Origin of the sequence: Kordia sp., assembly GCF_965224175.1 — a bacterium.
GTDB lineage: Bacteria > Bacteroidota > Bacteroidia > Flavobacteriales > Flavobacteriaceae > Kordia.
On record NZ_OZ245041.1, the window covers coordinates 5,193,730 to 5,218,354 of the forward strand.

General features: G+C 31.2%; 30 protein-coding genes. 4 read left to right on the forward strand and 26 right to left on the reverse strand.

Going from position 1 to position 24,625, the window contains the following annotated elements:
• Nucleotides 1-74: 74 nt before the first annotated feature.
• From ACOQOS_RS22720 to ACOQOS_RS22775, 12 genes are all read right to left on the reverse strand, one after another.
• The gene (locus ACOQOS_RS22720; RefSeq protein ID WP_420572723.1) at nt 75-725 is read right to left on the reverse strand and encodes an alpha/beta hydrolase; all 651 of its coding nucleotides are present in this window, start codon (nt 723-725) and stop codon (nt 75-77) included.
• 37 nt (nt 726-762) lie between these two features.
• Complete coding sequence (locus tag ACOQOS_RS22725) at nt 763-1,233, reverse strand: hypothetical protein (RefSeq protein WP_420572724.1); 471 nt, start codon at nt 1,231-1,233, stop codon at nt 763-765.
• Nucleotides 1,234-1,636: 403 nt separating this feature from the next.
• Nucleotides 1,637-2,062 (reverse strand): GNAT family N-acetyltransferase, encoded by a 426-nt coding sequence (locus tag ACOQOS_RS22730; RefSeq protein ID WP_420572725.1) that lies wholly within the window; start codon nt 2,060-2,062, stop codon nt 1,637-1,639.
• A gap of 113 nt (nt 2,063-2,175) precedes the next feature.
• The gene (locus ACOQOS_RS22735; RefSeq protein ID WP_420572726.1) at nt 2,176-3,390 is read right to left on the reverse strand and encodes a class I SAM-dependent rRNA methyltransferase; all 1,215 of its coding nucleotides are present in this window, start codon (nt 3,388-3,390) and stop codon (nt 2,176-2,178) included.
• A gap of 98 nt (nt 3,391-3,488) precedes the next feature.
• Nucleotides 3,489-4,058 carry a hypothetical protein gene (locus ACOQOS_RS22740; RefSeq protein ID WP_420572727.1) on the reverse strand — a complete coding sequence of 190 codons (570 nt, stop codon included), beginning with the start codon at nt 4,056-4,058 and terminating at the stop codon, nt 3,489-3,491.
• Nucleotides 4,059-4,163: 105 nt separating this feature from the next.
• Nucleotides 4,164-5,030: a hypothetical protein gene (locus tag ACOQOS_RS22745; RefSeq protein ID WP_420572728.1), complete on the reverse strand. Its 867-nt coding sequence runs from the start codon at nt 5,028-5,030 to the stop codon at nt 4,164-4,166.
• A gap of 23 nt (nt 5,031-5,053) precedes the next feature.
• Entirely contained in the window at nt 5,054-5,917 is an 864-nt protein-coding gene (locus tag ACOQOS_RS22750; RefSeq protein WP_420572729.1) for an alpha/beta hydrolase, read from the reverse strand.
• Nucleotides 5,914-6,282, reverse strand: coding sequence for a hypothetical protein (locus tag ACOQOS_RS22755; RefSeq protein ID WP_420572730.1), 369 nt, complete (start codon nt 6,280-6,282; stop codon nt 5,914-5,916). Before ACOQOS_RS22755 ends, ACOQOS_RS22750 begins: the two co-directional genes overlap by 4 nt.
• A 70-nt stretch (nt 6,283-6,352) precedes the next feature.
• A complete protein-coding gene (locus tag ACOQOS_RS22760; protein WP_420572731.1) occupies nt 6,353-7,537 on the reverse strand; it encodes a leucine-rich repeat domain-containing protein in 1,185 nt (394 codons plus the stop codon).
• A gap of 232 nt (nt 7,538-7,769) precedes the next feature.
• Nucleotides 7,770-8,204 (reverse strand): hypothetical protein, encoded by a 435-nt coding sequence (locus ACOQOS_RS22765; protein WP_420572732.1) that lies wholly within the window; start codon nt 8,202-8,204, stop codon nt 7,770-7,772.
• Nucleotides 8,205-8,436: 232 nt separating this feature from the next.
• Nucleotides 8,437-8,916 (reverse strand): DinB family protein, encoded by a 480-nt coding sequence (locus ACOQOS_RS22770; RefSeq protein ID WP_420572733.1) that lies wholly within the window; start codon nt 8,914-8,916, stop codon nt 8,437-8,439.
• Between the two features lie 141 nt (nt 8,917-9,057).
• On the reverse strand, nt 9,058-9,783 hold the full coding sequence (locus ACOQOS_RS22775) for a hypothetical protein (RefSeq protein WP_420572734.1): 726 nt from the start codon (nt 9,781-9,783) through the stop codon (nt 9,058-9,060).
• Nucleotides 9,784-10,170: 387 nt separating this feature from the next.
• Here ACOQOS_RS22775 and ACOQOS_RS22780 point away from each other — a divergent pair, with 387 nt between their 5' ends.
• Nucleotides 10,171-11,112 carry an IS110 family transposase gene (locus ACOQOS_RS22780; protein ID WP_420575176.1) on the forward strand — a complete coding sequence of 314 codons (942 nt, stop codon included), beginning with the start codon at nt 10,171-10,173 and terminating at the stop codon, nt 11,110-11,112.
• On the opposite strand, the gene ACOQOS_RS22785 is transcribed toward ACOQOS_RS22780, so the two are convergent.
• The 3 genes from ACOQOS_RS22785 to ACOQOS_RS22795 form a co-directional block, all read right to left on the reverse strand.
• Complete coding sequence (locus ACOQOS_RS22785; protein ID WP_420572735.1) at nt 11,109-12,353, reverse strand: DUF418 domain-containing protein; 1,245 nt, start codon at nt 12,351-12,353, stop codon at nt 11,109-11,111. The genes ACOQOS_RS22780 and ACOQOS_RS22785 overlap by 4 nt on opposite strands.
• 157 nt (nt 12,354-12,510) lie before the next feature.
• Complete coding sequence (locus ACOQOS_RS22790; protein WP_420572736.1) at nt 12,511-13,446, reverse strand: S41 family peptidase; 936 nt, start codon at nt 13,444-13,446, stop codon at nt 12,511-12,513.
• A 116-nt stretch (nt 13,447-13,562) separates the two neighbouring features.
• On the reverse strand, nt 13,563-14,069 hold the full coding sequence (locus tag ACOQOS_RS22795; protein ID WP_420572737.1) for a helix-turn-helix domain-containing protein: 507 nt from the start codon (nt 14,067-14,069) through the stop codon (nt 13,563-13,565).
• A gap of 349 nt (nt 14,070-14,418) precedes the next feature.
• On the opposite strand from ACOQOS_RS22795, the gene ACOQOS_RS22800 reads away from it, so the two are divergent.
• The 3 genes from ACOQOS_RS22800 (at nt 14,419) to ACOQOS_RS22810 (ending at nt 15,850) form a co-directional block, all read left to right on the forward strand.
• On the forward strand, nt 14,419-14,874 hold the full coding sequence (locus ACOQOS_RS22800; protein ID WP_420572738.1) for a hypothetical protein: 456 nt from the start codon (nt 14,419-14,421) through the stop codon (nt 14,872-14,874).
• Nucleotide 14,875: 1 nt separating this feature from the next.
• On the forward strand, nt 14,876-15,112 hold the full coding sequence (locus ACOQOS_RS22805; RefSeq protein ID WP_420572739.1) for a helix-turn-helix transcriptional regulator: 237 nt from the start codon (nt 14,876-14,878) through the stop codon (nt 15,110-15,112).
• 84 nt (nt 15,113-15,196) lie between these two features.
• The gene (locus ACOQOS_RS22810; RefSeq protein WP_420572740.1) at nt 15,197-15,850 is read left to right on the forward strand and encodes a class I SAM-dependent methyltransferase; all 654 of its coding nucleotides are present in this window, start codon (nt 15,197-15,199) and stop codon (nt 15,848-15,850) included.
• A gap of 235 nt (nt 15,851-16,085) precedes the next feature.
• Here the strand turns inward: ACOQOS_RS22810 and ACOQOS_RS22815 are convergent, their stop codons facing one another.
• The 11 genes from ACOQOS_RS22815 to ACOQOS_RS22865 all read right to left on the reverse strand — a co-directional run bounded on the left by ACOQOS_RS22815 (nt 16,086) and on the right by ACOQOS_RS22865 (nt 24,605).
• A complete protein-coding gene (locus ACOQOS_RS22815) occupies nt 16,086-16,994 on the reverse strand; it encodes a hypothetical protein (protein ID WP_420572741.1) in 909 nt (302 codons plus the stop codon).
• 214 nt (nt 16,995-17,208) lie between these two features.
• The gene (locus tag ACOQOS_RS22820; protein WP_420572742.1) at nt 17,209-18,093 is read right to left on the reverse strand and encodes an SDR family oxidoreductase; all 885 of its coding nucleotides are present in this window, start codon (nt 18,091-18,093) and stop codon (nt 17,209-17,211) included.
• Between the two features lie 10 nt (nt 18,094-18,103).
• The gene (locus ACOQOS_RS22825; protein WP_420572743.1) at nt 18,104-18,481 is read right to left on the reverse strand and encodes a DUF6326 family protein; all 378 of its coding nucleotides are present in this window, start codon (nt 18,479-18,481) and stop codon (nt 18,104-18,106) included.
• A 97-nt stretch (nt 18,482-18,578) separates the two neighbouring features.
• Complete coding sequence (locus ACOQOS_RS22830; protein WP_420572744.1) at nt 18,579-19,154, reverse strand: Crp/Fnr family transcriptional regulator; 576 nt, start codon at nt 19,152-19,154, stop codon at nt 18,579-18,581.
• Between the two features lie 162 nt (nt 19,155-19,316).
• On the reverse strand, nt 19,317-19,835 hold the full coding sequence (locus ACOQOS_RS22835; RefSeq protein WP_420572745.1) for a DinB family protein: 519 nt from the start codon (nt 19,833-19,835) through the stop codon (nt 19,317-19,319).
• 135 nt (nt 19,836-19,970) lie between these two features.
• A complete protein-coding gene (locus ACOQOS_RS22840) occupies nt 19,971-20,132 on the reverse strand; it encodes a tyrosine-type recombinase/integrase (RefSeq protein ID WP_420572746.1) in 162 nt (53 codons plus the stop codon).
• A gap of 88 nt (nt 20,133-20,220) precedes the next feature.
• Nucleotides 20,221-20,544, reverse strand: coding sequence for a tyrosine-type recombinase/integrase (locus ACOQOS_RS22845; RefSeq protein WP_420572747.1), 324 nt, complete (start codon nt 20,542-20,544; stop codon nt 20,221-20,223).
• A 5-nt stretch (nt 20,545-20,549) separates the two neighbouring features.
• Nucleotides 20,550-20,645 (reverse strand): hypothetical protein, encoded by a 96-nt coding sequence (locus tag ACOQOS_RS22850; RefSeq protein WP_420572748.1) that lies wholly within the window; start codon nt 20,643-20,645, stop codon nt 20,550-20,552.
• A 518-nt stretch (nt 20,646-21,163) separates the two neighbouring features.
• Nucleotides 21,164-22,975: an acyl-CoA dehydrogenase family protein gene (locus tag ACOQOS_RS22855; protein WP_420572749.1), complete on the reverse strand. Its 1,812-nt coding sequence runs from the start codon at nt 22,973-22,975 to the stop codon at nt 21,164-21,166.
• 47 nt (nt 22,976-23,022) lie between these two features.
• Entirely contained in the window at nt 23,023-23,376 is a 354-nt protein-coding gene (locus ACOQOS_RS22860; protein WP_420572750.1) for a four helix bundle protein, read from the reverse strand.
• Between the two features lie 38 nt (nt 23,377-23,414).
• Nucleotides 23,415-24,605: an acetyl-CoA C-acyltransferase gene (locus tag ACOQOS_RS22865; protein WP_420572751.1), complete on the reverse strand. Its 1,191-nt coding sequence runs from the start codon at nt 24,603-24,605 to the stop codon at nt 23,415-23,417.
• Between the last annotated feature and the right edge of the window lie 20 nt (nt 24,606-24,625).

Genomic DNA, 24,625 nt, shown 5'->3' on the forward strand with positions numbered 1-24,625 from the left:
TATGTTTTGATAGAGTGTAGCATCCATCAAAATCACTTATTTTTGAGTTGACTTTACTGCTAATGTTTTATGAATTAATGAATAACTTTTTTGATGAACTCTGAAATGGTTTCAGCTTTATTTATGACGCAAATATGACTTCCATTTTGAATAATAAGATCAGGTTTACTGATGAGTTTATACGGTAATGTTTTATCATTAGTTCCATGAATGCGAACAACTTTTGTAGCAGAAGGAAGTACAGGTTCTTTCCAAGAAGATAAAGCTCTAAAAGCCCACTGTAAATAGGTATTTGTTTGTTTACTGATCATACTTTTAAACAGCTTAGTAGTTTCTGCATTAAAACCATGGCTTTTTCCCCAGAATAGAATTGATTTGATACAGATTTCTTTTGTGAAGAATCTATCTATGTGTAACGGTTTTACTGCTTTAAAAGAGAATGGTACTTCTTTTCTTGAGGTAACACTTGAGATGAGAATGATTTTTTCAATTTGATGTGCGCATGCAATTTCTTGAGCGACAACTCCGCCAAGCGAATGTCCAATTAAGATTGTTTTTTCGGAAGAAGGTTTCGCTGTAGCGAATAAACGATTTGAATAGTCGTGAATATGCTCGTTTTTGAGTGGTTCAATCCAGTTTAAATATTCAATTTCATAATCTGCTAAATCTAGCTTGTGAAAAATACGATCATCATAACCCAATCCTGGAATAAAAATAAGTCTCATGCGTTTTTAAAAGGTTGTGTATCAATAAAGTTACTATTTATTGATGGTATGCAAACCAAACGGCAACAAATTCTTCTAAGCTAAGTTCGCCATCAAAATTAAACAAAATATCACCGAGAAAACTTGATCGTTCTTTGTAGACTTTTCCATCTTCAATGCGTGCAATAATATCAAAGGAAGAAATAGAATTACCGTTATAAATCACGTTATCTTGAATATTAAAAAGAATATCGCCTTGAAAAAAGGAATTTCCTTTATAGACTTTGTTATCTCGAATGTTAGCGACAATATCTTTTAGAAAAGTAAAATTACCTCTGTAAATTTTTGAATCTTTAACGTTGTATAAAATATCAAGTCTGAACTTTGAATCTCTTTTATACACTTTTCCATCGTTTACATTGCAAATTAAATCACTGTAGTAAGTTGAATTACCATTGTAAACGTTTGTCTGCGCTACCATAGTATAGGTAAAACTGAATAGGAGTAAGAGTAAGAGATTCTTTTTCATGGAATGAAGATAGTAAATAGTTGTTTATTTAGCATGAGTTCGATATAACTATTTTTATATACAATTTGATTTTAAGAACTAATACAGCGTGTCTAATCGAGCGCAGTCGAGATTCTGTTTTTCTAGTGTTCTCGACTGCGCTCGAACTGACAAATGGTCAACTATTAGTGTATTTATCATAAAGACTTTTTATGTCGAACTCACATTATTTCAATGAAGATACTGAACCTGCATTATTAGGAACCTAATCTTATGTTAAAAAACAATCCAAATAAAACATACTAATACAAAACAAACAGATTACCACGTCGCTATGCTTCTTGCAAAGACGTATCATATATAATCTAAAAGCGAAGCGATTCTAAATTAAAAACTGAATAAAATATAATAGTCTAACAATCTACTATAAATCTTTAGTCAAATAATGTGAAGCATGTCCTTTTGGTCTGTCATTTATAGTTGCGATATGTGTATATCCCACTTTTTCATAAAATGGTTTTGCTTGCCAACTAGTGGTTTCTACAAATACTTTTTCGCAGTTTTGTTCTTTGGCAAAATGTTCAGCTTTGTCCATCAATTGTTTGCCAATTCCTTTTCCACGACATTCTTCGGAAAGCCATAATAATTCTATGTGTAAGGTATTCCAGAAACAAGTTGCGCGAATACCTCCAACAATTTCTGAATGTTCATTTCTAGCAAATACAAAGAATTTCACTTCTGCTTCGAGTGGTTCCAAATCAGGAACTTTTGCATTATTAAAATCAACAATTCCTTTACTGATGGCTTTTGCATCTGCTTCGTTTGGTTTTGTAGTGATTTCTATATGCATGATGGAAGTTGTTATTGATTGAAAGATATGAAATTAGAATAATAGTTTGTGATAGCTAAATGTCAGATTGAATGAATTTAAGCAACAAATTTGGGTCGTGATTAACCGAGAAATTAATTTATTTTGACATACACACACTTCAAATACGCACCTTCTTTAAAACCAATTGGATGATCAATATCGTGTAAGGTTTTTTCAAGAATGGTATAGTTTGCGTTGTTTCTGTGTAGAGTTTCTTCAACTAAATCGAAAAAATCTTCTGAAGTCACTCTAGAACTACAAGAAGCTAGTACTAAAGTTCCTTTCTTTTGAACTAATTTAAGTCCGAGTTGTGTGAGTTTTTTATAACTCGCCAACGCTTTGTCTATTTCCGCTGCACTTTTGGCAAATGATGGCGGATCAATGACTACAATGTCAAATTTCTTTTTGGCTTTCGCCAGATTGTTCAATTCTTCAAAAGCATCACCAACTATCACATGGTGTTTCCCTGAAAAATCATTCAATTTTGCATTACTCTTAGCAATTTCTAATGCGGGCGCGCTTATGTCTAAACTCGTTACTTCTTTAGCGTCACCAACTAAAGCGTGAACTGAAAATCCGCCAGCATACGAAAAGACGTCTAAAACTGTTTTTCCTTTAGACAGTTCTCCAACTTTCTTTCTATTATTCCTATGATCTAAAAAATAGCCAGTTTTGTGTCCGTGAATTACGTTTGCAGAGAAATTTACGCCGTGTTCTTTAAAAATGATGACTTCATTTTCGAGTGTTCCATCTAAAATTTGTCCGTCAATAAAGCCGAATTCATTTTTTTCCTTTTGCACATTTCGGCTGAGTCGTAATACCGTTGTTTCGGATTTACTAATTTTGATTAATTCTGGTAAGATATCCTTTAGATGATAAAACCAAAACGAAGCGTATAATTTTACAACTAATACAGTATCATATACATCTGCCACGAGCGAAGGTAAATTGTCGTTTTCTCCATAAATGAGACGATAACTATTAGTATCTGTTTTAAGAAGCGGAATGCGTTTGTTGTAAGCTTCTTGGACTTTATTGGCAAACCATTCGGCATTGATGATTGCAGGTTTGTTTGCTTGTAAAATTTTAATGCGAATAGGAGAGTTGGGATCATAAAATCCGCAAGCAAGAAATTTATTTTTTCGATTGTCAAATATAACGGCAATATCTCCAGATTTTCCTTCTTTATTCTGTTTGATAATGCTATTTTCAAAAACCCATGGATGTCCTTTTTTAACTAAGGTTTCCGCAGATGGTTTTAGTTTTATAGCAACTTTGTTTGTTGGAATATTAGGTAATTGGATCAATTTTTTTGCTTTGCTGTGAATTTTGGTAAAAGTACGGTTTTTTGAAGTACGAGATTAGAATTTGTACTAATGTTCCTAGTTTTTAAAATACCTTAAAATTATTCTTCATCATAAATATCTACATATTCAGCTATTTCATCATCATTTGTGAGATCTACACATATTTTTAAGGCCCAATCAACCATCATCATTTGGTACGTATCTCCAATTGCTTTTAAAGCGGTACATATTTTAGCGATATTATGTTTTTCAAATTCTAATGGATCTACCCATATATGTTTTACAAGATTGTCTTCAATGGTAAAAAAAATGGCAAAATCATCTATACCAAAACCATTATAGCGCCCCATTTTTTTTAAATATTGCTTTCCTTTGTAATCATCTACTTCAATGGTATCAAATTTGTAAAAGCCATTATCATAGAGTAACTGAGTAAATTCTGTAACAGGAATTGACAAATCTTTAGTACTATAAGGCTTATTTCCAACTGGTCTTTGGGTAAAATGACGCTGTATAACCAATTCCCAATCGGTCTTTTTTTCTTCTTTTAATTTAAGAATCTTTTCAAATTCTTCTCGTACGAATTGATTGTTTTTAGCGATCATTATCTCGTTTTCTAAAAATAAACAAGCAGCTAATGTGAATGGTTTTTTTCGCGATTGTTTCATAAGATTTACAACAATATATTTATGTGCAGGTTGGAACCGTTTATTTCGATAGCGTCAGTATAAGAAAACATACGTTAACCTTAGAGTTTTATGGAGATAATCTTGTTACTCATGATATCGTTCAGGAAGTTTACCTAATAAGCCTAAACCTTTAGAATAATTAGTTCCATTGTTGATTGTAAGCGGACTTATATCCCATTCATTTGCGATTTCATATACAAAATTAGAATTTACCCATGGTTTATAGTAACTGACAAAAACTTTATCAGCTGAATCGTCATAGGAGTTTACATAATATAATTTGTCTTTAATTTTACGTTCAAATTCCTTAGGTTTTTTATGATATAAATATGTAAAATTTGCGTCGTATTTATAATCTAAAATTTTCCCTTTTAACCCAATTTTTTCTTCGGCTTTTGTTTTCTCTCCTTCTTCAGTAAAACTTCTATCTTCAGACAAATAATATATATGTCTAACTAATTTTCCATTTTTATATTTTGCTACACAAGAAGACACATAGTCATCATAGTTTAGGGTTGTAAATTTAGAATAGTAAGTGTAATAATAGTTTACTTCTCCAAATTCAGCACTCAGTTTTGTTAATAAATTTTTCAATCTTCTGAAATTCGGAGCGAATGGCCAACGTCTCCCAACAATGAAGACAAATTCATCATTGACGATAGGTGAAATATATGCATAGTTTATTCCCCAATGTGCAAGTTTTAATCCTTTTTCCCAGTTTGAATGTTCATAGTTTTCGAGTTCAATTAATTCAGCGACACGTTTTTGATTGGTAGTTTTTATGACAATCCAAGTTTTACTTTTTTTATACTGAAAGTTTCGGATAGAATCTGGAATGATGACTTCAGTATCCGTTGTAGATTTTTCTTTTGTGTTCGTTTCAGATTTTTTATTGCACGAAAAAGTTAGTATTACCAAAAAGAGTATGGTCACATGACCTAGTTGTTTCATAATGTGTTTTTAATTGTTTTCGTTCAATGTTTCGTGGACTTATACTGAAGTAGTTGAGTCGTAATTTCAATAAATTTTTCATTCCATATTTTGTAGTCGTGACCTCCTTGAAACTCATTGATTTCTGCAAATAAATGTAGATTTTCAAATTTTTCTTTTAAAAAATCTGCATCTTCTTTTAGAAAGAAAGGTTCTTCACTTCCATATTCTAAGTATAATTTAGGATACTCGACGTTTTCTTTCCAAGTGTTTGATTGAACATTGCCTCCAAATGTTGAAAAACAGAGGTAAGTTCCAATTGTTTCTGGATGACGATTTAATAAATGTAATCCAAAACCAGCTCCATTTGAAAAACCATAAAAATATCGATCTTCTTTAGTTATTTTTTGATTGAATGTATGTTCTACCGATGTTATCAATTCATTGTTAAAGTAGTGCATGTGATTTTTAAATCTGTCCGCAAGTTCAGGACTATTGTGACCTTCAGCGTATTGATCTACATATTCAAAATATCTGTATGCTAAGTACATTGTATCTCCATTTCCTAATGTACCACTACTATCGGCGACTTTACTATTGGAATGACTAGCAATGTATATGTATGGCTTTACTATTTTATGTTCGATTAGTGAATCCATTACAGATTTGAATGGGCTTTCCTTTATTGATTTACTTCCATCAGTAGCATACATTATGGGATATTTTTTTTGGCGATCAAATCCTTTTGGTAGATACACATTATGTTTTCGGTATTCATCTAAACTTTCACTGAAAATAGAGTCTGTATAAAATTTAGACTCTTCAAGTGGTTGTATTCTATTGGATTGACAGGATAGCATTAAAACTCCAGTAAGTGTAATAAAAAAGATGCTGTTTTTTAATTTCATTTTATTCTATTATTTTTAATCAGTGAGTCCAATTCTGCGTGATATTTTTCTCGCCAACCCTTTCCGTTTCTTTCGTTTAGATATTTTTCAATTTCAGCGTTATAGGCTTCAATTCCACGTATTGTTGACCCAGAAAAAATGCAACCAACATTTGATTCGTGAAATCCATAATTTTCTCTCAAACTGATGCAAGGAACTCCGCAAGGATACATTGGTGGTAAAGTGGTTACAATTCTAGCTGAATCCCTCCAAATGTCAATTTTCGCAGTTAAATAATTGAATCGGTTAAAAAATCCAAATTGCCAGAAAATAATTCCAACTACTAAGATTACAATTCCGATTGATATTTTCTTCTTGTGTTTCATTAGTCAACTTGCTTAACGGTTTTGTGTATGAGTAGTAGCAGGTTTCTACTCACAAACCTTTCGTTTTTATTCAATCAATATTACCCCAAATACCCCAAGGAACATTAGTTTTTGGTCTAACAGGTAAACCTGAAAAATATAAAACTACTGGTTTCTTTAGTTGTTTTTTTGCATCTTCTTCCGTTATGTCATTACATCCAAGATTAACTTCTTTTAAGTTGGGTAGTTCATTCAAAACACTAATATCTGAAATATTATTGTTGTATAGGTTTAAATACTCTAACTGCTTAAGATTTTTCAATCCATCGATATTGGTTATTTTGCTTGGCACGCCATTTTCATATCCAAAGTTTAACGACTTTAAATTGGTAAGTTTGTCAAGGTTTTTGATTTCAGCACTATCGCTTAGGTGCAGTTCTAGTTCTTCTAAGTTTGGTAATTGATCAAAACGGGTAGCGTCTTCTAAATCATCACCAGGACTAAGAACTAAACGCTTAAGTTTTTCTAACTTACCTAATTGAATACTATTACAACTAGAAATCTTTAAATTCTCTAAATTAGGAAATTGTTCTAAAGAATAAATAGAATAATCATCTTTAAGAACGGAAATTTCTAAAGTTTTAAGCGTTTTTAATTTATCTGTTATTTGAAGATGAAAACTTTCTGTACAAAGATGTTGCAATTTTTTGAATTTATTTAAATCGGCTATCATACAATCGCACTCCAATTCTAGTTTTTTAAGTTTGGTAAGATATTCTGCCCCTTTAAAAACAATCATTTTATCACTATTAACATTGTAAGAGTGTATTCTCAATCTTTCAATATTCTTAAGTTCTTTAAAATCAAGTATTACAGTATTTGCTGGTAATTTTTCGTAATCAATTAAAATTTCTAACTCTTTGAGGTTTTCTAATTGTAAGAAAGCTTGAACTGTTAAAATAGAGTCTGCAGTTGTTAAATTGGTGTCCTCAGTAATATTTACAACTACATGTTCAAGAGCTGTAAATTGTTTAAAACCTTCAACAATAGTATTCGTATTAAATGTACAATCATAAAATATTAGTCTTTTTACTATTTGAAATACAGGTTTTAGAGCATCTAAATTTTCGAAATGTAATTCATGAAACTCTAAAAAACGCAACTTTCCTTTATGTATGAAATACTGTTGATCAATTCCTGAAGCATGAGGAAAGGCTTTTAGACTGATTCCCAAATTATTTTCAATAATTTTTATTGTATTTTTTATTCTGTTCATATAAAAGATTCATTGAAGTATTTCGTAAATGAAAGCTAACGTTCAGTATAAGAAACGTAGGGTAGGTGATAAGCACTATCGCTTCGGTTTGATACTAAGCCAAATATAATATTTTGCTTTTATCTTTTTTGTTGAAAATGCCAAATTTTATATTTGGCGTACTCTGTTAATATTCATAGAACTTTCGGTTAAACACAAAATTACTATGTTTTTTATACCTTGTTGTAAGCAGTTATTCTTTTTCAACATAATATATTTTCCCGTTAATTTCCTTTGAGAGTTTTTCAATATAATCCAATTCAGTATAATTATAAGGTTCATACAATTCCCAAGGAGAAATTCTGTCTTTTGTTATTTCCAGATATTCATTTATTTTCTTTTTAAGAGTAACTCTTTTCTCATCTGATAACTCTTCATATTTGAAATTGATTATTCCTTTGGTCTCTTCATAATTATTAATTTTATTATAAAGTCTTAGTAACTGAGTTTTGAAATTGTTTTTACCATAAACATCTATAAAATACTCAAGTTTAGAGTCCGTCTCTTTAACATCTAAATCAAATATAGGAGTCATAACAGTGTATGGTTCTCCCCATTCAAATTTTTTCTCTTCTAATTTACATTTTGGTAATGTATTTGAATCAAATGTTGTTTTTTCAGATTTCAATATTAAAATTTTTGAGTGTTATCTACAATTGCTTACAACGGTTTGGCTAAGGTTTGTGTGGTTAGAAAATCGCTAAGATTTTCGAGAACGCACAAAGCTGAAGCCTTTTTGTTTGATTTAAAATTTTTTGTCAAAAGCTAAATCAAAAAGGATTTAGCGACTTAGTAAATATAGACAAAACATTGGAGTAGAACAGAAGCCCACATTAATTTTAGTTGTTGTTGTAGCTTCGTTATTTTATGTGTCCAATTCCAAATCCCATATCTTCAATTTTATATAAATGATTATGATCATGCATTAATAAATGTCTGAGCATTATATATGGTGTATAGGTTTTATATTCAGGATGAACAGCTAGTTTATTCCAATCTGTTGATTTAAATTCTTTAGCCAATTCAATTGTCTGTTGTCTAATCTCAAAAAAGTCTGCCAGAGTTTTTTCTAAATCCAATTCTAAGAAAAAGTTTTCATCAAAATTATCTCCAGATAAAGGTTCAAATATTGGTTTTTCCTTTTCTCTAAAATCTTTGAGTCTTTTTTGAAATCCGTAAATATCTCCAACTGCTATATGGGTTGCGTTTTCATGAATCGACCATTTATCCTTTATAATTTTTTCTTTGTAAAGTTCAGGGTCAATTTCAGAAATCAATTCTTTTAATAGTCTAGGTGTTTCGGTTAGAGCATTTAATATGGTTTCAATATCTCTATTCATTTTTTCTAATGATTTACAACGTTCTGTGTATGGTTTCGTTGCTAATTCACTAAGATAGCAAAAAGTCGACGCCCATTGTTCAGCCGCGAAAGGTTTTCCGATAGGAAAATCAGAAGCAATGAATTATACACTGTGTTGTACTTAGTTATTTTTCAATCTAATACTATTAAAAATTTCTATAATTTGTTCTTTGCCTAATTTGCTTGCGGATGAAATTCCAATTGACAATCCATTTCTAGCTTCTTTGTCAAGCGAAACAATATATAAACTAGATTTTCTATGATTCTCCTTGTTAGTCCAAATAGAAATTGTCCTACGTGAATTATCTATGGTATCTGTTTTTATTTTGTAATATTTAAAATAATCATTCTTTTTGTCATATTTGAAAAATGGAATATTATAAGTGTTATTTTCAAATTTAAATGAGTAGTAATATGAACATTTTTTATTCTCATAAATACTCAATTTAACTTTATCCGACATTTTATTTAGAGACAGTTTTTTTATTTTATTTCTAATTTTCAACTTGTTTATTTTTCCATTTTCATATTTAAAAGAATCTAGATTAATTAGTCTCATTAATTGATGTAAACCATCGTCATCTAAATTATTTGAATAATTTTTTATGAATTGTTCCCTTGTTATTTCTCCAGTTGAACCATACATGCCAAATTCAAATTCAAAAATGGATTTTCCATTCGTTATCATTCCGCCAAACGAATCTAGCCCAAAACCTTTTTTATATACAAAGTCAGAAGGTACAATTATGCTAAACGGTCCAACATCAATAAGATGTTTGTCTTTTTCTTTATTACAACTTGTAGTAATTAAAAAAATCAGAAAAGGTAACAAGATTGTTTTTTTCATTTTTGAGTGTTTAATTAAATACAACGGACTTGTGTATGATTTCATTGCGTGGTTAAGCCTTAAAGTTAGCAAACAAATCACAGATAGAAAATTCCAACGGAATTTTCGTAAGTCGGCAGTGACCTAGCAATGAATTATACACGGCTTAAGTTAGCATTTCATTAAATTAGATATTAATCATAAAGAACCAAAGAGAAGATTAAGGTTATTATACACGCAGAAACCTAGATTTCGTCAACATTGATAATCCCTTCTCTTTTCTACGTTAAATTCGTTCAGTTCTATGAAGCTTAAGACTTCGATTTTAAGTTGTTGAATTCACAGTAGATAGGCTCTTTATAATCCTTTTTTTGTTATGAATAAAGATAAAAATATTTTGGAATAGACATAAGTAAAGATGTCTTTGATGTTTGTGATGATAATTATGAGTATTATCAATTTAACAATAGTATATCTGGCTTTAAGAAGCTATTAAAGTTATTAGATGATACTTCCATTTGCGTACTAGAAGCCACAGGTTATTATCATGTACGTTTAGCATATTTTTTATTAGAAAACGGAAAAGGAGTTTGCGTGGTAAATCCTTTAAAGATTAAGCGTTATATCCAGATGCACTTATCAAAAATAAAGACAGATAAGAGTGATTCAAAAATGATACTCAACTATGCTAAAGATTGTGATCCAGATCTGTGGTTTGGACAATCTAAAACACAACAGGAAAGCTTACAACTATCTCGATTACTTAGTGTTTACACTAAACAAGGTACTCAGTTAAAAAATAAAATTCATGGAGAGCAGGTTTTAGGTATTCCTTCAAAAGCAGTAATAGGTTCTTTAAACAGGCAGTTAAAGCACTTGAGAAAAGAGATCAAAGTACTAGAAGGTAAATTGCTAAAGAATGTTAAATCAGAATATCAAAAATCACTAACATTGTTAAAAACAATACCAGGTATTGGAGATAAAACAGCTTTAATGTTATTAGTTTTTACCGATGGTTTTAATCGTTTTGAAAGTTCAAAAGAGTTGTGTAGTTATGCAGGCATAACACCAGTAATTAGGCAATCTGGAAGCATTGTAAAAGGGCGATCAAGAATAAGCAAAATAGGTAATACTAAATTACGAAATTTACTATTCTTATGTAGTTTTAATGCCTGTAAATATAATACAGCTTGTAAAGCACTTTTTGATAGAATAGTAACCAAAGGCAAGAGTAAAAAGCTAGCATTAATAGCAGTGTGTAATAAACTATTAAAACAAGCTTTCTCAATAGTTAAAAACCAAATTCCATACGATGCTAATTTTAGAAGTGTTTTGGTGAAAAATAATTAGAATTTACATGTTTTTCGCCTCAGTTCTTTGTTAGGTACAGTGCTTTTTACCTTAATTGACAATAATTTTCTATATGTCAAACAACGCCAAATCCATTCCAATGGTCCAAATCTAAAATATTTTAGCCAAATTTTGCTAAATATAATTTGAAAGACAAACACCAAAATCGCTGTCAAAAATGTTTTTGACGGACTTAAAGTTTCGTAAAGTTTAAAACCGATTGATGAAAATAAAATCAAACCGATAAAACTTTGCATTATATAATTTGTCAATGCCATTCGTCCAACATATTTTAAAGGCAATAAAATTTTATTCCATTTAGTTTTGTAATAAAGCCAGCCAATCGCCCAAAGATAAAATAAACCCATTGCAACATCAGAAAGCACCATTATTTTAATCAAAATCTCTCTATAGCTCTCTATTTTAAAAATCTCATTTTCTACTAATACAAATAGAAACAATATTCTGTAAAGATTAGTTATTATTGCAATTGCCAATATTGGCTTTTTTATGCGGTCTATAAAACTGTCTAATGATTTGTAAATTTTGTTTTTGCCAAGATAAAGCCCTAATAAAAACATCGAAATTGCGATTGGTGCTAAAAATCCGAAAAGCATAGGAATGTTAGATAGGTATTCCAACAGCCTTAATTTTACGCCTTGTAAATAACTTCCATTTCTAATTGTTTGGTTTACTATTTCACCAGTATAATCATTTAGATATAGTTCCGGTTTAAAATTAAATTGGCTGAACACGAATTCCAAAATTTGGTCATAAAATGGGGAAAAAAGAAAAAGTGCAGAAAGTGCGAGAATTAATCTATTCGACCTTTTAATCATAAAAGTTGTAAATAATCCAATTATCGCATATAAATTTAAGACATCGCCAGACCAAATAAAAACAATATGTAGAACTCCAAAAACAAATAAAATCAGCATTCGTCTTGTAAAAAATGAGAATGAGAGTTTGTTTTCATCGAACATTTTTAAGACTTGCATTGAAATGCCCAACCCGAATAGCAATGAGAATATTGGAAAGAATTTGGTGTAAAAAAATAGCTGAAGTACTTTCTCTGTAATTTGGTCAATATTGGAAGTCCATTGTTTAGCAAATTCATCCTGATTAAGGAAGGTTGAATTCATTATGACAATATTTACTACAAATATTCCTAGAATGGCAAACCCTCGATAAATATCTAATAAATCAATCCGTTTTTTCGCTTTGGTAGGTTGTTCAATCATTTCTGGATTTTTTTTGTATTGTGCCTAACGGCTGGTGTATGGTGTCGTAAGGGATTGCGAGATTCAAACCTTTCGAGTTACCACCCAAAATTGATGCGGGTAATACCGCTCGAAAACCTCTGAAACCCTTATGCACTATACACATTGTTGGCAATAGTTATTTTTCACTTAGTATCATTTCTATAGCTTTTTTCTTAGCATTCTCACTCGTAACAATTACATCTGGTATAACTCCTTTCTGTTCCCAATTTGTTTTTGTTATCTCATTTATTGGCATTGCCGTTGAAATAGAAATTCTGAAATTATCTGTTAACGAAAAGTATTCATTATTATGTGCAGAACCTGCTGATTTTTCACCAATAATTATAGCTTTCCCAAAAGCTTGTAAGGTATATGCGAAATATTCTGAAGCAGAGCCTGTATTACCATTTATTAAGATATACAATGGTTTTCCAATTCTTAATTTTCCATAGACCAAATCTGATGTGTAATTGGTATATGGTGTCATTTTTGGATCAGAAAAGTAAGTCGTAGAAAGTAATGTTGGTGGACCATCAAAATAATGATTCATTATATATTCTAATATACCAGAATAACCTCCACCATTGTCACGAATATCAATGATTAAATTATCTGTGTTCTCAACTATTTTCATAGCAGCAACTGCAGTTTGCATAGAACGTTTTGGGTGCATAAATTCTACTATTTTTATATAACCTGTATTGTTTTCTAAAATTTGAATTGCTGTAAAACCAAAGTTGAGTTTTATTTCAAGGGCTTTTTCTTCTGCTTCCCAATCAGTTATTTTAGTTGTTTTTTTAGAAGTTTTCGCTAAATGATTAACATACATATGTCCATCTTTACTTATTCTTTTTAAATCTTTTGTAAGTAGACTTGCTAAGGTGTCTGGATGTTTAATTTTAAAATATTTACCAGAATTGATTTCTGTCTGAAATTGTAATGCAATTTGCTTTCCTTTTCCTTTGTTTACATAGTTTGATGTAATTAATTCAGGGATTATGTTAATTATTTCCTTGATACTTTTTTTTTCAAGTTCTTGAGCATTTATGTTAATTCCGAAAAGGATTAACATAATAATTAGTTTTGATTTCATTTTTGATTGATGATTTTTTTAATATTCATATTTTTACTATGGCAAAACTATAATATAGTGGGTTTAAAAAATAGTATGATATTAGCCAGAATATATTATGAAATTAACCTAATTCCTTTTGGGGTAAAACCAACATAAGCTTTAAATACCTTAGTCATATGACTTTGATCTGAAAAACCACAATTATAGGCTATTTCCGTAATTGAATCTTCCGAGTTTAATAAAAACGTAAATGCTCTTTTTAGCTTTACTATTCTCATAAAATCTCCAATCGTACCATGTTGGTATCTTCTAAAATATTTTGAAATAGTTACTGGATGAACATTAAGAGTAGAAGCTAATTCTTGAAAAGGGATAAATTCGTTCCAGCGATCTTCAATAATCTCTATTAATTTTCCTAACCAATTTGGTTTGTTCTTTACTTCTTCATATGTAAATAGTGTATATGAAATATTGCAAATTGAATTGGAAGTATGCAAATCATTTATACTCAATTCATGATATATATTTATTAATTTAAAATAAGAAGAAAAAGGAGTTTTATTTGATAATTTGTTACAATCTAAGTATATATCATTGTTTTTAAAAAAATCATTACTCAATTCTATATTAAGATTTTTTGATGGGAATAAAGTGTGCTTATTACAATGTAACTCTCCTTCATTATAAAACAGTACTTTTCCAGTTGATACTTGTTTTCTAGATTCTAAATTTCCCCCTGAAGAATTAACGATAGATGAAAATTTTCATGGTAATGCCATTTTTCAGACACAGGTTTGTTGTAATTAACCAAACAGATTGTACCATATTCAATATTGAATTTGTTAGATGTTTTACCTAAATAATAGTTATTATCTAATTTCATTTTAAGTGTTAATAATATTTTACATTATGTTAAGAATAATTAACTTTGCGTTAAAATTACTTAGCATAAGTAAAAAAGAATAGATTATGACAATACAAGTACAAAAGACAGTTTTTAATTTCGCTACAACCATTTTATTAACGGGAGGCTATCTATTTTATATTTTTGGAATTCAAGTAGATAGTAATCTTCCGAAGGTTTTGGATATTAAATTTTGGAGTGTTTTTATATTAAAATTGACAGTGTTAATGGTGGTTGCAAAAATCATCTTGTTCATTTTATTTGCAATTTTCAAAAAAGTAAAAAATAGAAATATGGATGAAGAAGATTTAGGGTTTATGGATGAGCGCGATAGGCTTATAGAAATGAAATCAGATCGTTATAGTCATTGGATTACAATGTTTGGATTTATGGCTTCAATGATTCTTGTTTCTATGGGTTATTCAGTTCAGTATATGTTTATAACCATTTTGAGTTTTGGGTTTGTGTCATCAATAATGAGTGATGTTTGGAAAATCTATTTCTACAATAAAGGATTTTAAGATGAAAAAAGACCATATTCAAAACAAGATAAGGACTTTACGGTTTTTCAAGGACGAAATGACGCAAAAGCAATTGGCTGACGAAATTGGAGTTACAAGACAAACTGTGGCAGCTATAGAAAGTGGGAAATATTCTCCTTCTCTCGAATTAGCCTTTAGAATCTCAAATGTTTTTAAAGTCACTTTGGATGAAGTATTTACTTATGACTTGTCAAAAGACAAATTCAAAAAAAAATAGAATGACAATATATGTATATACATGTCTTTAAAACCAGTATAAATTCTGAGGAGTTAATCATAACACTTGAAAAAAAATGTTAAAATGAGTAAGTTGAAAAAATTCTGGGATAATGCTTCAAAAAACTATGATAATACAGAGGAGCGTTTTGAATACATCCACCGCAAGTCAAGAGAATACACTAAAGAGTATCTCGAAACTACTAATGTTGTATTGGATTATGGATGTGGAACAGGCACAACAGCTTGTGAAATAGCCAACTATGTTAAAGAAATTTATGCCATTGATATATCATCAAAAATGATTGAAATTTCGAATGGAAAGGCAGTTGATAATAATATTGAAAATATAACATTCGTTGAAGGAGATATTTTTGATGAAAAGCTAAAAAAAGAATCTTTTGATAGGATTCTTGCTTTTAATATGTTGCACACTATTCCTAATCCCGAGAATGCAGTGCAAAGAGTAAATGAATTATTAAAACCTGATGGGTTGTTTATATCTATTACTCCGTGCTTAAGAGATAAAATGTCCTTTCTAGTTAGCTTGCAAATTCGACTAGTTCAGATAATGTGCAAAATTGGAATAATTCCAGTTCCTATTAGAAGGGTTAAAAGTTCAGATATAGATGATTTAATTGCAAATGGTAACTTTCAGACTATTGATACCGAAAAGATATATAAAGGTGCATCAAGTTATTTTATTGTAGCAAAAAAAAGAGTGCAGATTGAGAAATGAGTGAAAAGCAAAATATCACAGGAATTTATTCTTAAAATTTAGATATCTCTTTCATAGCTTCTTTCAGGACGGGTCATAATGACACACAACGGTCTCGTGTATGAGTAGTAGCGGATTTCTACTCACTAACTTTTCAGTTTTGCACTGACCTTTGGTTTTATGTTTATACTTTTATTTTATCATTTAAACCGCTATTACTTATACACTGTGTTAGTGATAGGCATTTGTATAATAACTATTTTGAATTCTTTCTGAGTTTCTCAATAATCTGGACATCTACCCAAAATATATTAACTTCAGATTCTTCAAAAGTTTCGCCATGATGTATTCTGTTGAAAAAGAAATATTTTCCATCATGTGAGACCATACCACGATTATCTTCATATTCCGTATTTATTTCTGGCCCCATATTAATTGCAGGGCCCCAAGATCCATCCTCCTTACGGAAACTTATATACAAATCTGAGTTTCCGTAACCACCTTCTCGCTCACTATCCCAGATCAAATACGTTTCATCAGGGGCAATAAAAGGATGGGCAGTCCATTTCCCTGTATTTATTTCCTTGCCGAATGGCTTTGGTACTTCACGTATACCATCTTTTACTACAGAATATCGAATAGTGCCAATACCATCTGGATCTCTTTCATCAAAAACATAGGTGCCTAAATTAGAAGTAGTAAGACGCATAATAAGAATTTGATCGTATTCAGGACCTAAACTTATTTTTTCGGACCAACCAGAAGCAGTTCGCTCTTGGAACTCATTTCCAAGATAAAGTGTGTTACCATCAGGAGATATAAAGCTTTTCATGCCATAGTCCTCTATTTCATCTGTAATAACGGGTTGCTGCCATGCTCCATTTCTAAATCGAATAACATAGGGTTTAGAGGTTTCGCCTTTTTGTTGTCTCAAAAAATAGAACTCTTTTGTTAGGGGATCGAAGAGCGGGATTCTTTCATGATTTTTTGTTGAAACCATACCAGGAGCAAATAGTTCAGGGGTTAAACCAGGTGGTTTTTGACCAAGAAAGTATTCTTCTTGAGAAAATAACTCTCTCAAATTTGAATTTTCTTTTCTGTCCTTACACCCACAAATAACTATTGTTAAAGAGAATATCGATAATAGATGACTCGAATATTTCATTTGTTTTATAATATTATAAATAATTTAACGCTTTTTGATTTAGCTTATCACCAACGGTCTTGTATATGAAATGTAGCGTGTAAATAGACACGAACTTTTCGGATTATACACGAGCCAAATTTTTAATTTTTATCTTTACTGTTGGTAAAGATAAAAATTAAAAATTTGGTGGACTTCGTAAATAAGCAAAAACCTTTGAGAAAGCCAGAAATAGCTATGTTTTATATACGTTGTTGTAGGGCGTTTTTATCGAAGAATTAATTAATCTTTCGCTTATATCCCAAAGCTTTTTTGCGGTCTCTGCATTAGTTGCCCAAGGTTTAAGTTCTTTCACTTTACAATTTCTGAAATTTTCCCCTGTTACTCCCTTAATCTCGCAAGATGCACAAATATAAATAGAGGTTTTTGCCCCCTTTTCTGGTGACTTTAGAAACAGTTTCATAAGTGGCGAAATTATTTTACCAAACAGACCATTTTGAGAACCTAAATTAGTTCCTACTTCTCCTGGGTCAACAGAATTGACAGTTACGCTACTTTCTTTGAGTTTATTTGTTAATTCATAGGTAAAGAGAATGTTTGCTAGTTTTGAATGACTATACACTTTCAGGGATTTAAAGCCATTATTAAAATTCAAATCTTCAAAGTTCATTTTCTTAACAAGCATATGTGCTCCTGATGCTACATTTACAATTCTAGCGGAATCAGTTGATTTTATTCGCTCAAGTAATAAATTAGTCAACAAGAAATGAGATAGATAGTTGACGGCGAACATTTCTTCATAGCCATCTATGGTGAGTTTTCTAATTGTGTTAAAGACACCTGCGTTATTTAAAAGAATATGTAAAGGTTTGTTGTAACTCAAAAAGGTTTCGGCTATTTTGACTACTTCGGTCAATGATGATAAATCGCCAACTATTAAATATATACTTTGATTTCCCGTTTCTGATTTTATTTCCTTTATAATTTTTTCTCCTTTTTTTGAATTACGCCCTATCAAATATAATTCAGCTCCCATTTTTGCTAAAGCTTTGGAAGAAGCTAATCCAATTCCACTAGTTGCACCTGTGATTAGAACAGTTTTGTTAGCTAAATTTCCCATATTTAGTTTTTTATTTGTTTGAGACTTCTTTACTCTGCCAAGCAAAAAGTATGATTGTAAGTAATCCAATAATAGTTGTTATCAAGAAAAAAATATCGTCTAAATCCTTTGGCGGATTCATAAAAGTTGTAAGAATAGATAGGATAGCAACACCAATGTTAGTCCATTTGTTGCCCTTAAATGGCAGAAATTGAGAAAGTACAACCATTAAAATTGGTAATTCGAGTAATACACCACCAATTAGCATAAGTTCTTCTGTGATTGTATTACCGTTAACAATTCCACTCTGTATTTCTTCAAGCAAACCAGTCCTAAAAAGGTCGTGAATGTCCTTAATGATAATGTTGAGCAATACGAATACCCATAAAAAAGACAATTTCGTTCTCATAAAATATATTTTTTATTGAGCTACAAAATTATTCTTCTAAAAATCAGGATTCATACACCTAGGTTAACTTCGGTGAAAAATGATAAGATAAAGGAATTTATTTTTGTTGAGAAAGTCGTTTCCGTATTCTACTTAAAGATTGAGGTTTGATCCCAAGATAACTTGCTAAATGATATTGAGGAACTCTTTTTAATAAATCAGGTTTTAATTTTCTTAATTCTAAATAATGCTGTTCAGGCGAGAGGTTTCTAAATTTATTTGCTGAAACCAATTGATTGGTTGTAAAATTATCACTAATTTTTCTGTAAAGAGGAATAAATTGAGGATGATTTATTAAGAATTGTTCAGTTCGTTCTGTTCTGCCTATCGAAAAAATGCAATCTTCAAGACATTCTATAAAGTATTCAGAAGGTTTGTTTTTGATATAACTAACAGGAACAATTGGGTCATTTTCTAAAAAGAAGTCAGTGTTTTTTTCTTCTCCATCAACTAAAAAATAGCTGCGAACACACCCTTTTAATAAAAGATAACTTTCTTTAGCATATTCACTTTCTCTTAATAAAACAGTCCCTTTTTTTTGTTTTTTAATAATAGAATTTTCTTCAATAATTCTAATTTCCTCCGTATTTAGGGAAATGTATTGAGAAAAGTAGTTTATTAAAAGTTTACTCATTTCGAATTTCTTGTTTTTTTTAGTTAAAAGGTCTGTTTTTAAATGTCCTACGGTCTCGTATAACCGTCAGTTACGGGTTTAATTAGCTATTATTTTCGGTTTAGCACCAGCCTTAGCAATTCCGAGTGGATTCGGACGTAGTCGAATCCGCCGTAATTGCGGTTATACATTGTTGGCAACAGTATTTATTTTCATTCTATCCTCAATCTGTTTTAGATGTCGTTCAGTATGGAACAAAATAAAGTTGAGCCAATCGGTTATTGTCATTTCTCCTAATAGGAAATGATTATGTATTCTATTGTCAAGTCTTATTTTTTCAGTCGCTAAGTCGTTTTTGATAGTATTCCTTAATGTTGAAAATGCCGAATTAAAGTCAGTCAGATTTTGAAAATGTCCTTTCGGCTTGAGTAATTCAGGCGTTTGTAGTTTTTTGTTTCGCTGGTCAACTAAAATGGTTTCCAGTTTACCTTGTCCAACAATTTCTGTAGTCTTGGATTCACTTTCCGAAGGTTTAGATACAATGCTGTAAATAACCTTATCAGTTATATAAATGTGTTCTAAAATTTCTAATACATTCCATTCAGAACCATTTTTTTTAGTCAGTTTTTCAATCGGATAACCTTTAATAGTTTCCAATAGTTTATCAGTGTTCAGTTCAAAGTAATTAATATATTTTTCCATTTCTGTTTTTTTATATTGTTGCCAACGTATGTATAACAGGAATTCCTGTTATTTCTACTATAACCAAACCTATTTTTCTTTTAAGAATTTAGTTATTTTTAAAACTACAATTTTCTTACTCAAAGTCAAAATCATCTAAAGAATTTTAATGTTTTCAATACCAGTTTTCGTAATATGTGTATAGATTTCGATGGTCTTTGAATTTTGATGCCCTAATATATATTGGATGTATCGTAAACTAATACCTTTTTCTAACAAGTGAGTTGCAAAACTATGCCTAAGTGTATGTGGAGTCACTTTTTTAGTAATTCCAGTATTCAGAGTGTATTTATTTAAAAATTCACGAATACTGATACTGTATACTTACTTCCTCGCTGTCCTTCAATTAGATATTGCTCTGGAGCATATTTTTGATATAAATTTTTATGAGTTTCTTAATTCTCTTGGCTAAAGTTACGTAACGGTCTTTTTTACCTTTATCAGCTACAATGTGTATTTTATTTTCTTCTAAATAAACAGACGATAATTTTAAATTTATCAGTTCACTGACTCTGAGACCACAACTATAAATTACAATTAAAATAGTCTTATGTTTTAAGTTAGGAATAGATTTGAGTAATTGAATAGTTTCTTTTTGTGAAAACACAATGGGTAATGGTTTACTTTTCTTTGGACGGTCTATAAAATAAGTTTGCTGTTTTCCTCCCAATACTCTTAATAATAGAATTTTATGGCATTAATCATTTGATTTTGATACGACTCACTTATTTCTCTTTCTTGAACTAAATAGCGCATATATGCCCTAATCATTTCATTAGTAATTTCTTGAGGCTGATAAGCATAGTGAAAAAACTAAAAAACACTAACCAAAATTTTAGACTAAAAATGACATCCAAAAAACCTGCTGAGGTTTTATATAAAAGTAGCGGAGGAAATGACCAAAAGCAGCGGAGGTTTTCCTAAAAACCTAAGCAGGTTTTTTAGGAAAGGTGCGTTGGGTTTATTTGAAAGGTTTAAGTGTTTAATTTTTAAATGTTTAAGGTTTGTTTAAATGCGTTGACTATTTAGCTATAAACTTTTTAAACAGATTACTCTAGTCATGCTTCCTTCGTAATGACGTTGCATATAAATTCTTCTGATATGTAGGAATGACAAAATAATGAGACATTTAATCATACTCTGACTCCGCCCAGTATAAAAGTTCAGTATGAAGCGCATTGAGCGCAGTCGAGATGCAACAAAAAAGCCATCTCATTGAGATGGCTTTTTAACAAACAACTAAATTCTAAAACCTATAGAAAGTGTATTTAGAATTACTTTTCAATATTTTAGAAACAATATTCGTTTTCAGCGGTCATTTTTTCTGCAATAGTATTACGTAAAGCCACTACATTTGGCATGTTTGCATATTTAGTGAAACGTTTTAGCCCCATTAACATCATACGTTGTTCATCTCCTTCTGCAAACGAAACGATACCTTCTTTTGCTTTAGTAGTGATTTTTTCTACCGCATTGAATAAGTTTAATTTTGTCATTGCTATTTGAACTTCCTGAGAATCTTCTCCGAAACGTTTAGCATTCTTTTCAGTACGTAAGATTGAAGATTCAATCATATAGATTTCAATTAAGATATCTGCAGCAGCCATAAGTAATTGTTGATGCTCTTCTAGTTTTGGTCCAAATTTTTGAACAGCTGATCCAGCAACCATTAGGAATACTTTTTTCAACTTTCCTAGTAATTCTTTTTCTTCTGAGAATAATTCAGAGTAATCTGGAATGTCAAATGAAGGAATTCCCATTAATTCGTCTGCTACCTTCATAGCTGGTTCTAGTAGGTTTACGTGTCCTTTCATCGCTTTTTTAACCAACATTCCAACGGCTAACATTCTGTTGATTTCATTCGTTCCTTCGTAGATACGAGAAATACGTGCATCTCTCCAAGCTGATTCCATTGGTGTATCAGCAGAGAATCCCATTCCTCCAAAGATTTGAATTCCTTCGTCTGTACACTTTTGTACATCTTCTGAAACTTTTACTTTTAAGATAGAACACTCAATTGCATATTCTTCAACACCTTTTAATTCTGCTTCTTGATGCGTGTTTCCTTCAGATTCACGAATCGCAATTCGGTCTTCAATATTTTTTGCAGCTCTGTACGATCCAGATTCACCAACGTAACAAGCCGTTGCCATTTCTGCTAATTTTGCTTTGATGGCTCCAAACTTTGCAATTGGAGTTTTAAACTGAATACGTTCGTTTGCATATTTTGTAGCTTCTGTAATGACACGACGTTGTGCATCTAAACAAGCAGCTGCTAATTTGATACGTCCAACGTTTAAAGCATTCATAGCAATTTTGAAACCATTTCCTCTTTCAGAAAGCATATTTTCTACAGGAACTTTTGTTTCATTAAAGAATACCTGACGAGTAGAAGAGGAGTGAATTCCTAATTTGTGTTCTTCTTCTCCTAAAGTGATTCCGTTTGGATTGTCTTTGTCAAATTCAACAATAAACCCTGTGATGTTTTTATCATCTTCAATACGAGCAAAAACGATGAATACTTCTGCAAAACCAGCATTAGATATCCACATTTTTTGCCCAGAGATTAAATAGTGTGTTCCATCTTCAGATAAAACAGCTTTTGTTTTCCCAGAGTTTGCATCCGATCCTGCACCTGGCTCTGTTAAACAGTACGCACCAAATTTTTGTCCCGTTGCCAATGCAGGAACATATTTTTTCTTTTGTTCTTCCGTTCCGTAAAGTGTAATTGGCATCGTTCCAATTCCAGTATGTGCTCCAAATGCTGTAGCGATAGATCCTGTTGCACCAGAAATATAATCGCAAGTAAGCATGGTAGAAACAAATCCCATTCCCATTCCGTCATAGGCTTCAGGAACTGCAATACCTAAGAAACCAAGTTCACCAGCTTTGCGCATAATTTCTTCCGTAAGCGCATAGTCTTTCTTTTCAAACTGTTCTTTCTTAGGCCATACTTCACGATCGATAAATTCTTTTACCGATTCTTTCATCATTTGTTGCTCCTCAGAAAAATCTTCAGGAGTAAATACGTCTTCACATTTTGTCTCTTTTACTAGGAATTGTCCTCCGCGTAAGATGTCTTTATTTATTTCTGTACTCATTTTGTATGTAGGATTATTATTTTAAATGTTGAATTATAAATTTTAAATTATTTTAGATTCTGTTGTGCCGTTTTTACAATTTTTGTCAAAATGCTTATTAAGTGCTCAACTTCTTTTAAATGGACATCAACATCTGTATTTGTTAAATTTGATTTATTTAATAATTGCAACCAATATCTGGTTTCTCTTGCTTCTTTTGATGCTATTGACATTTTATGTGTAAAATCTTTTTTAGAAAATCCAGCAGTTGCTTCTTGAACATTAGCTCCAATACTTGTACCACTTCTTAATAGTTGTTTAGAAATGATAAATTCATTTTCTTTTTGTAAGATTTTATATAGTTCGATAATTTTTAATGCAAATTCAAAGCTTCTGTCAACAATTACGTTTTCTTTCTTCATAACGAATTCAACATTTAAAATTTAACATTTAGCATGTATTAATTCAAGAATTCAAAAACTCCAGCAGCTCCTTGTCCAGTTCCTACGCACATGGTTACCATTCCGTATTTTCCTTTCATATCACGCTTGCGCATTTCATCAAATAGTTGAACCGATAGTTTTGCTCCTGTACAACCTAATGGATGTCCTAAAGCAATCGCTCCACCATTTACATTTACGATGTCTTGATTTAAGTCTAATTCACGCATTACTGCTAGTGATTGAGACGCAAAAGCTTCGTTTAACTCGATTAATTCGATATCATTTTGTTGCAATCCTGCTTGTTTTAATACTTTCGGAATTGCAGCAACAGGTCCAATTCCCATGATGCGTGGTTCAACACCTGCCGCAGCATAGTTGACCAAGCGAGCAATTGGCTCCAAGTTTAGTTCTTTCACCATTTCTTCACTCATGATTAAAACGAATGCAGCTCCATCACTCATTTGAGAAGAGTTTCCAGCTGTAACACTTCCGCCTTGAGCGAAAACTGCACGTAATTTGTTTAATACTGCCGTGCTAGTTCCTTTACGTGGACCTTCATCTTTGGTAACTGTATAGCTTTTTGTTGCTTTTTTACCGTTTTCATCAATGTAAGTTTGATCAACCGTAATTGGTACGATTTGATCTTGAAAACGATCTTCCGCTTGAGCACGCAATGCTTTCATATGCGAATTGTATGCGAATTCATCCTGATCTTCACGAGATACTTTGAATTGGTTAGCAACAGCTTCTGCTGTGTTTCCCATTCCCCAGTAATAGTCTTCATGACCAGCGTTTACGATGTCGTAGTTTAATTCTGTTTTGAATCCTGTCATAGGCACAGAACTCATACTTTCGGCTCCGCCAGCAATGATACAATCTGCCATTCCTGCTTGAATTTTTGCAGCTGCCATTCCGATCGTTTCTAATCCTGATGAACAGAAACGGTTTACGGTAACTCCTGGAACGTCTACAATGTCTAATCCCATAAGCGAGATTAAACGTGCCATGTTGAGTCCTTGTGAACCTTCTGGCATTGCGTTTCCAACGATTACGTCATCAATACGTTTCTTATCGAAGTCTGGCAATTCATTCATCATGTATTGAATCGTTTCGGCTGCCAATTCATCCGTTCTTTTAAATCTGAACACACCTTTTGGAGCTTTTCCAACGGCAGTTCTATATGCTTTTACTATGTATGCTGTTTTCATTTTCTTTTTGATTTTTAGAG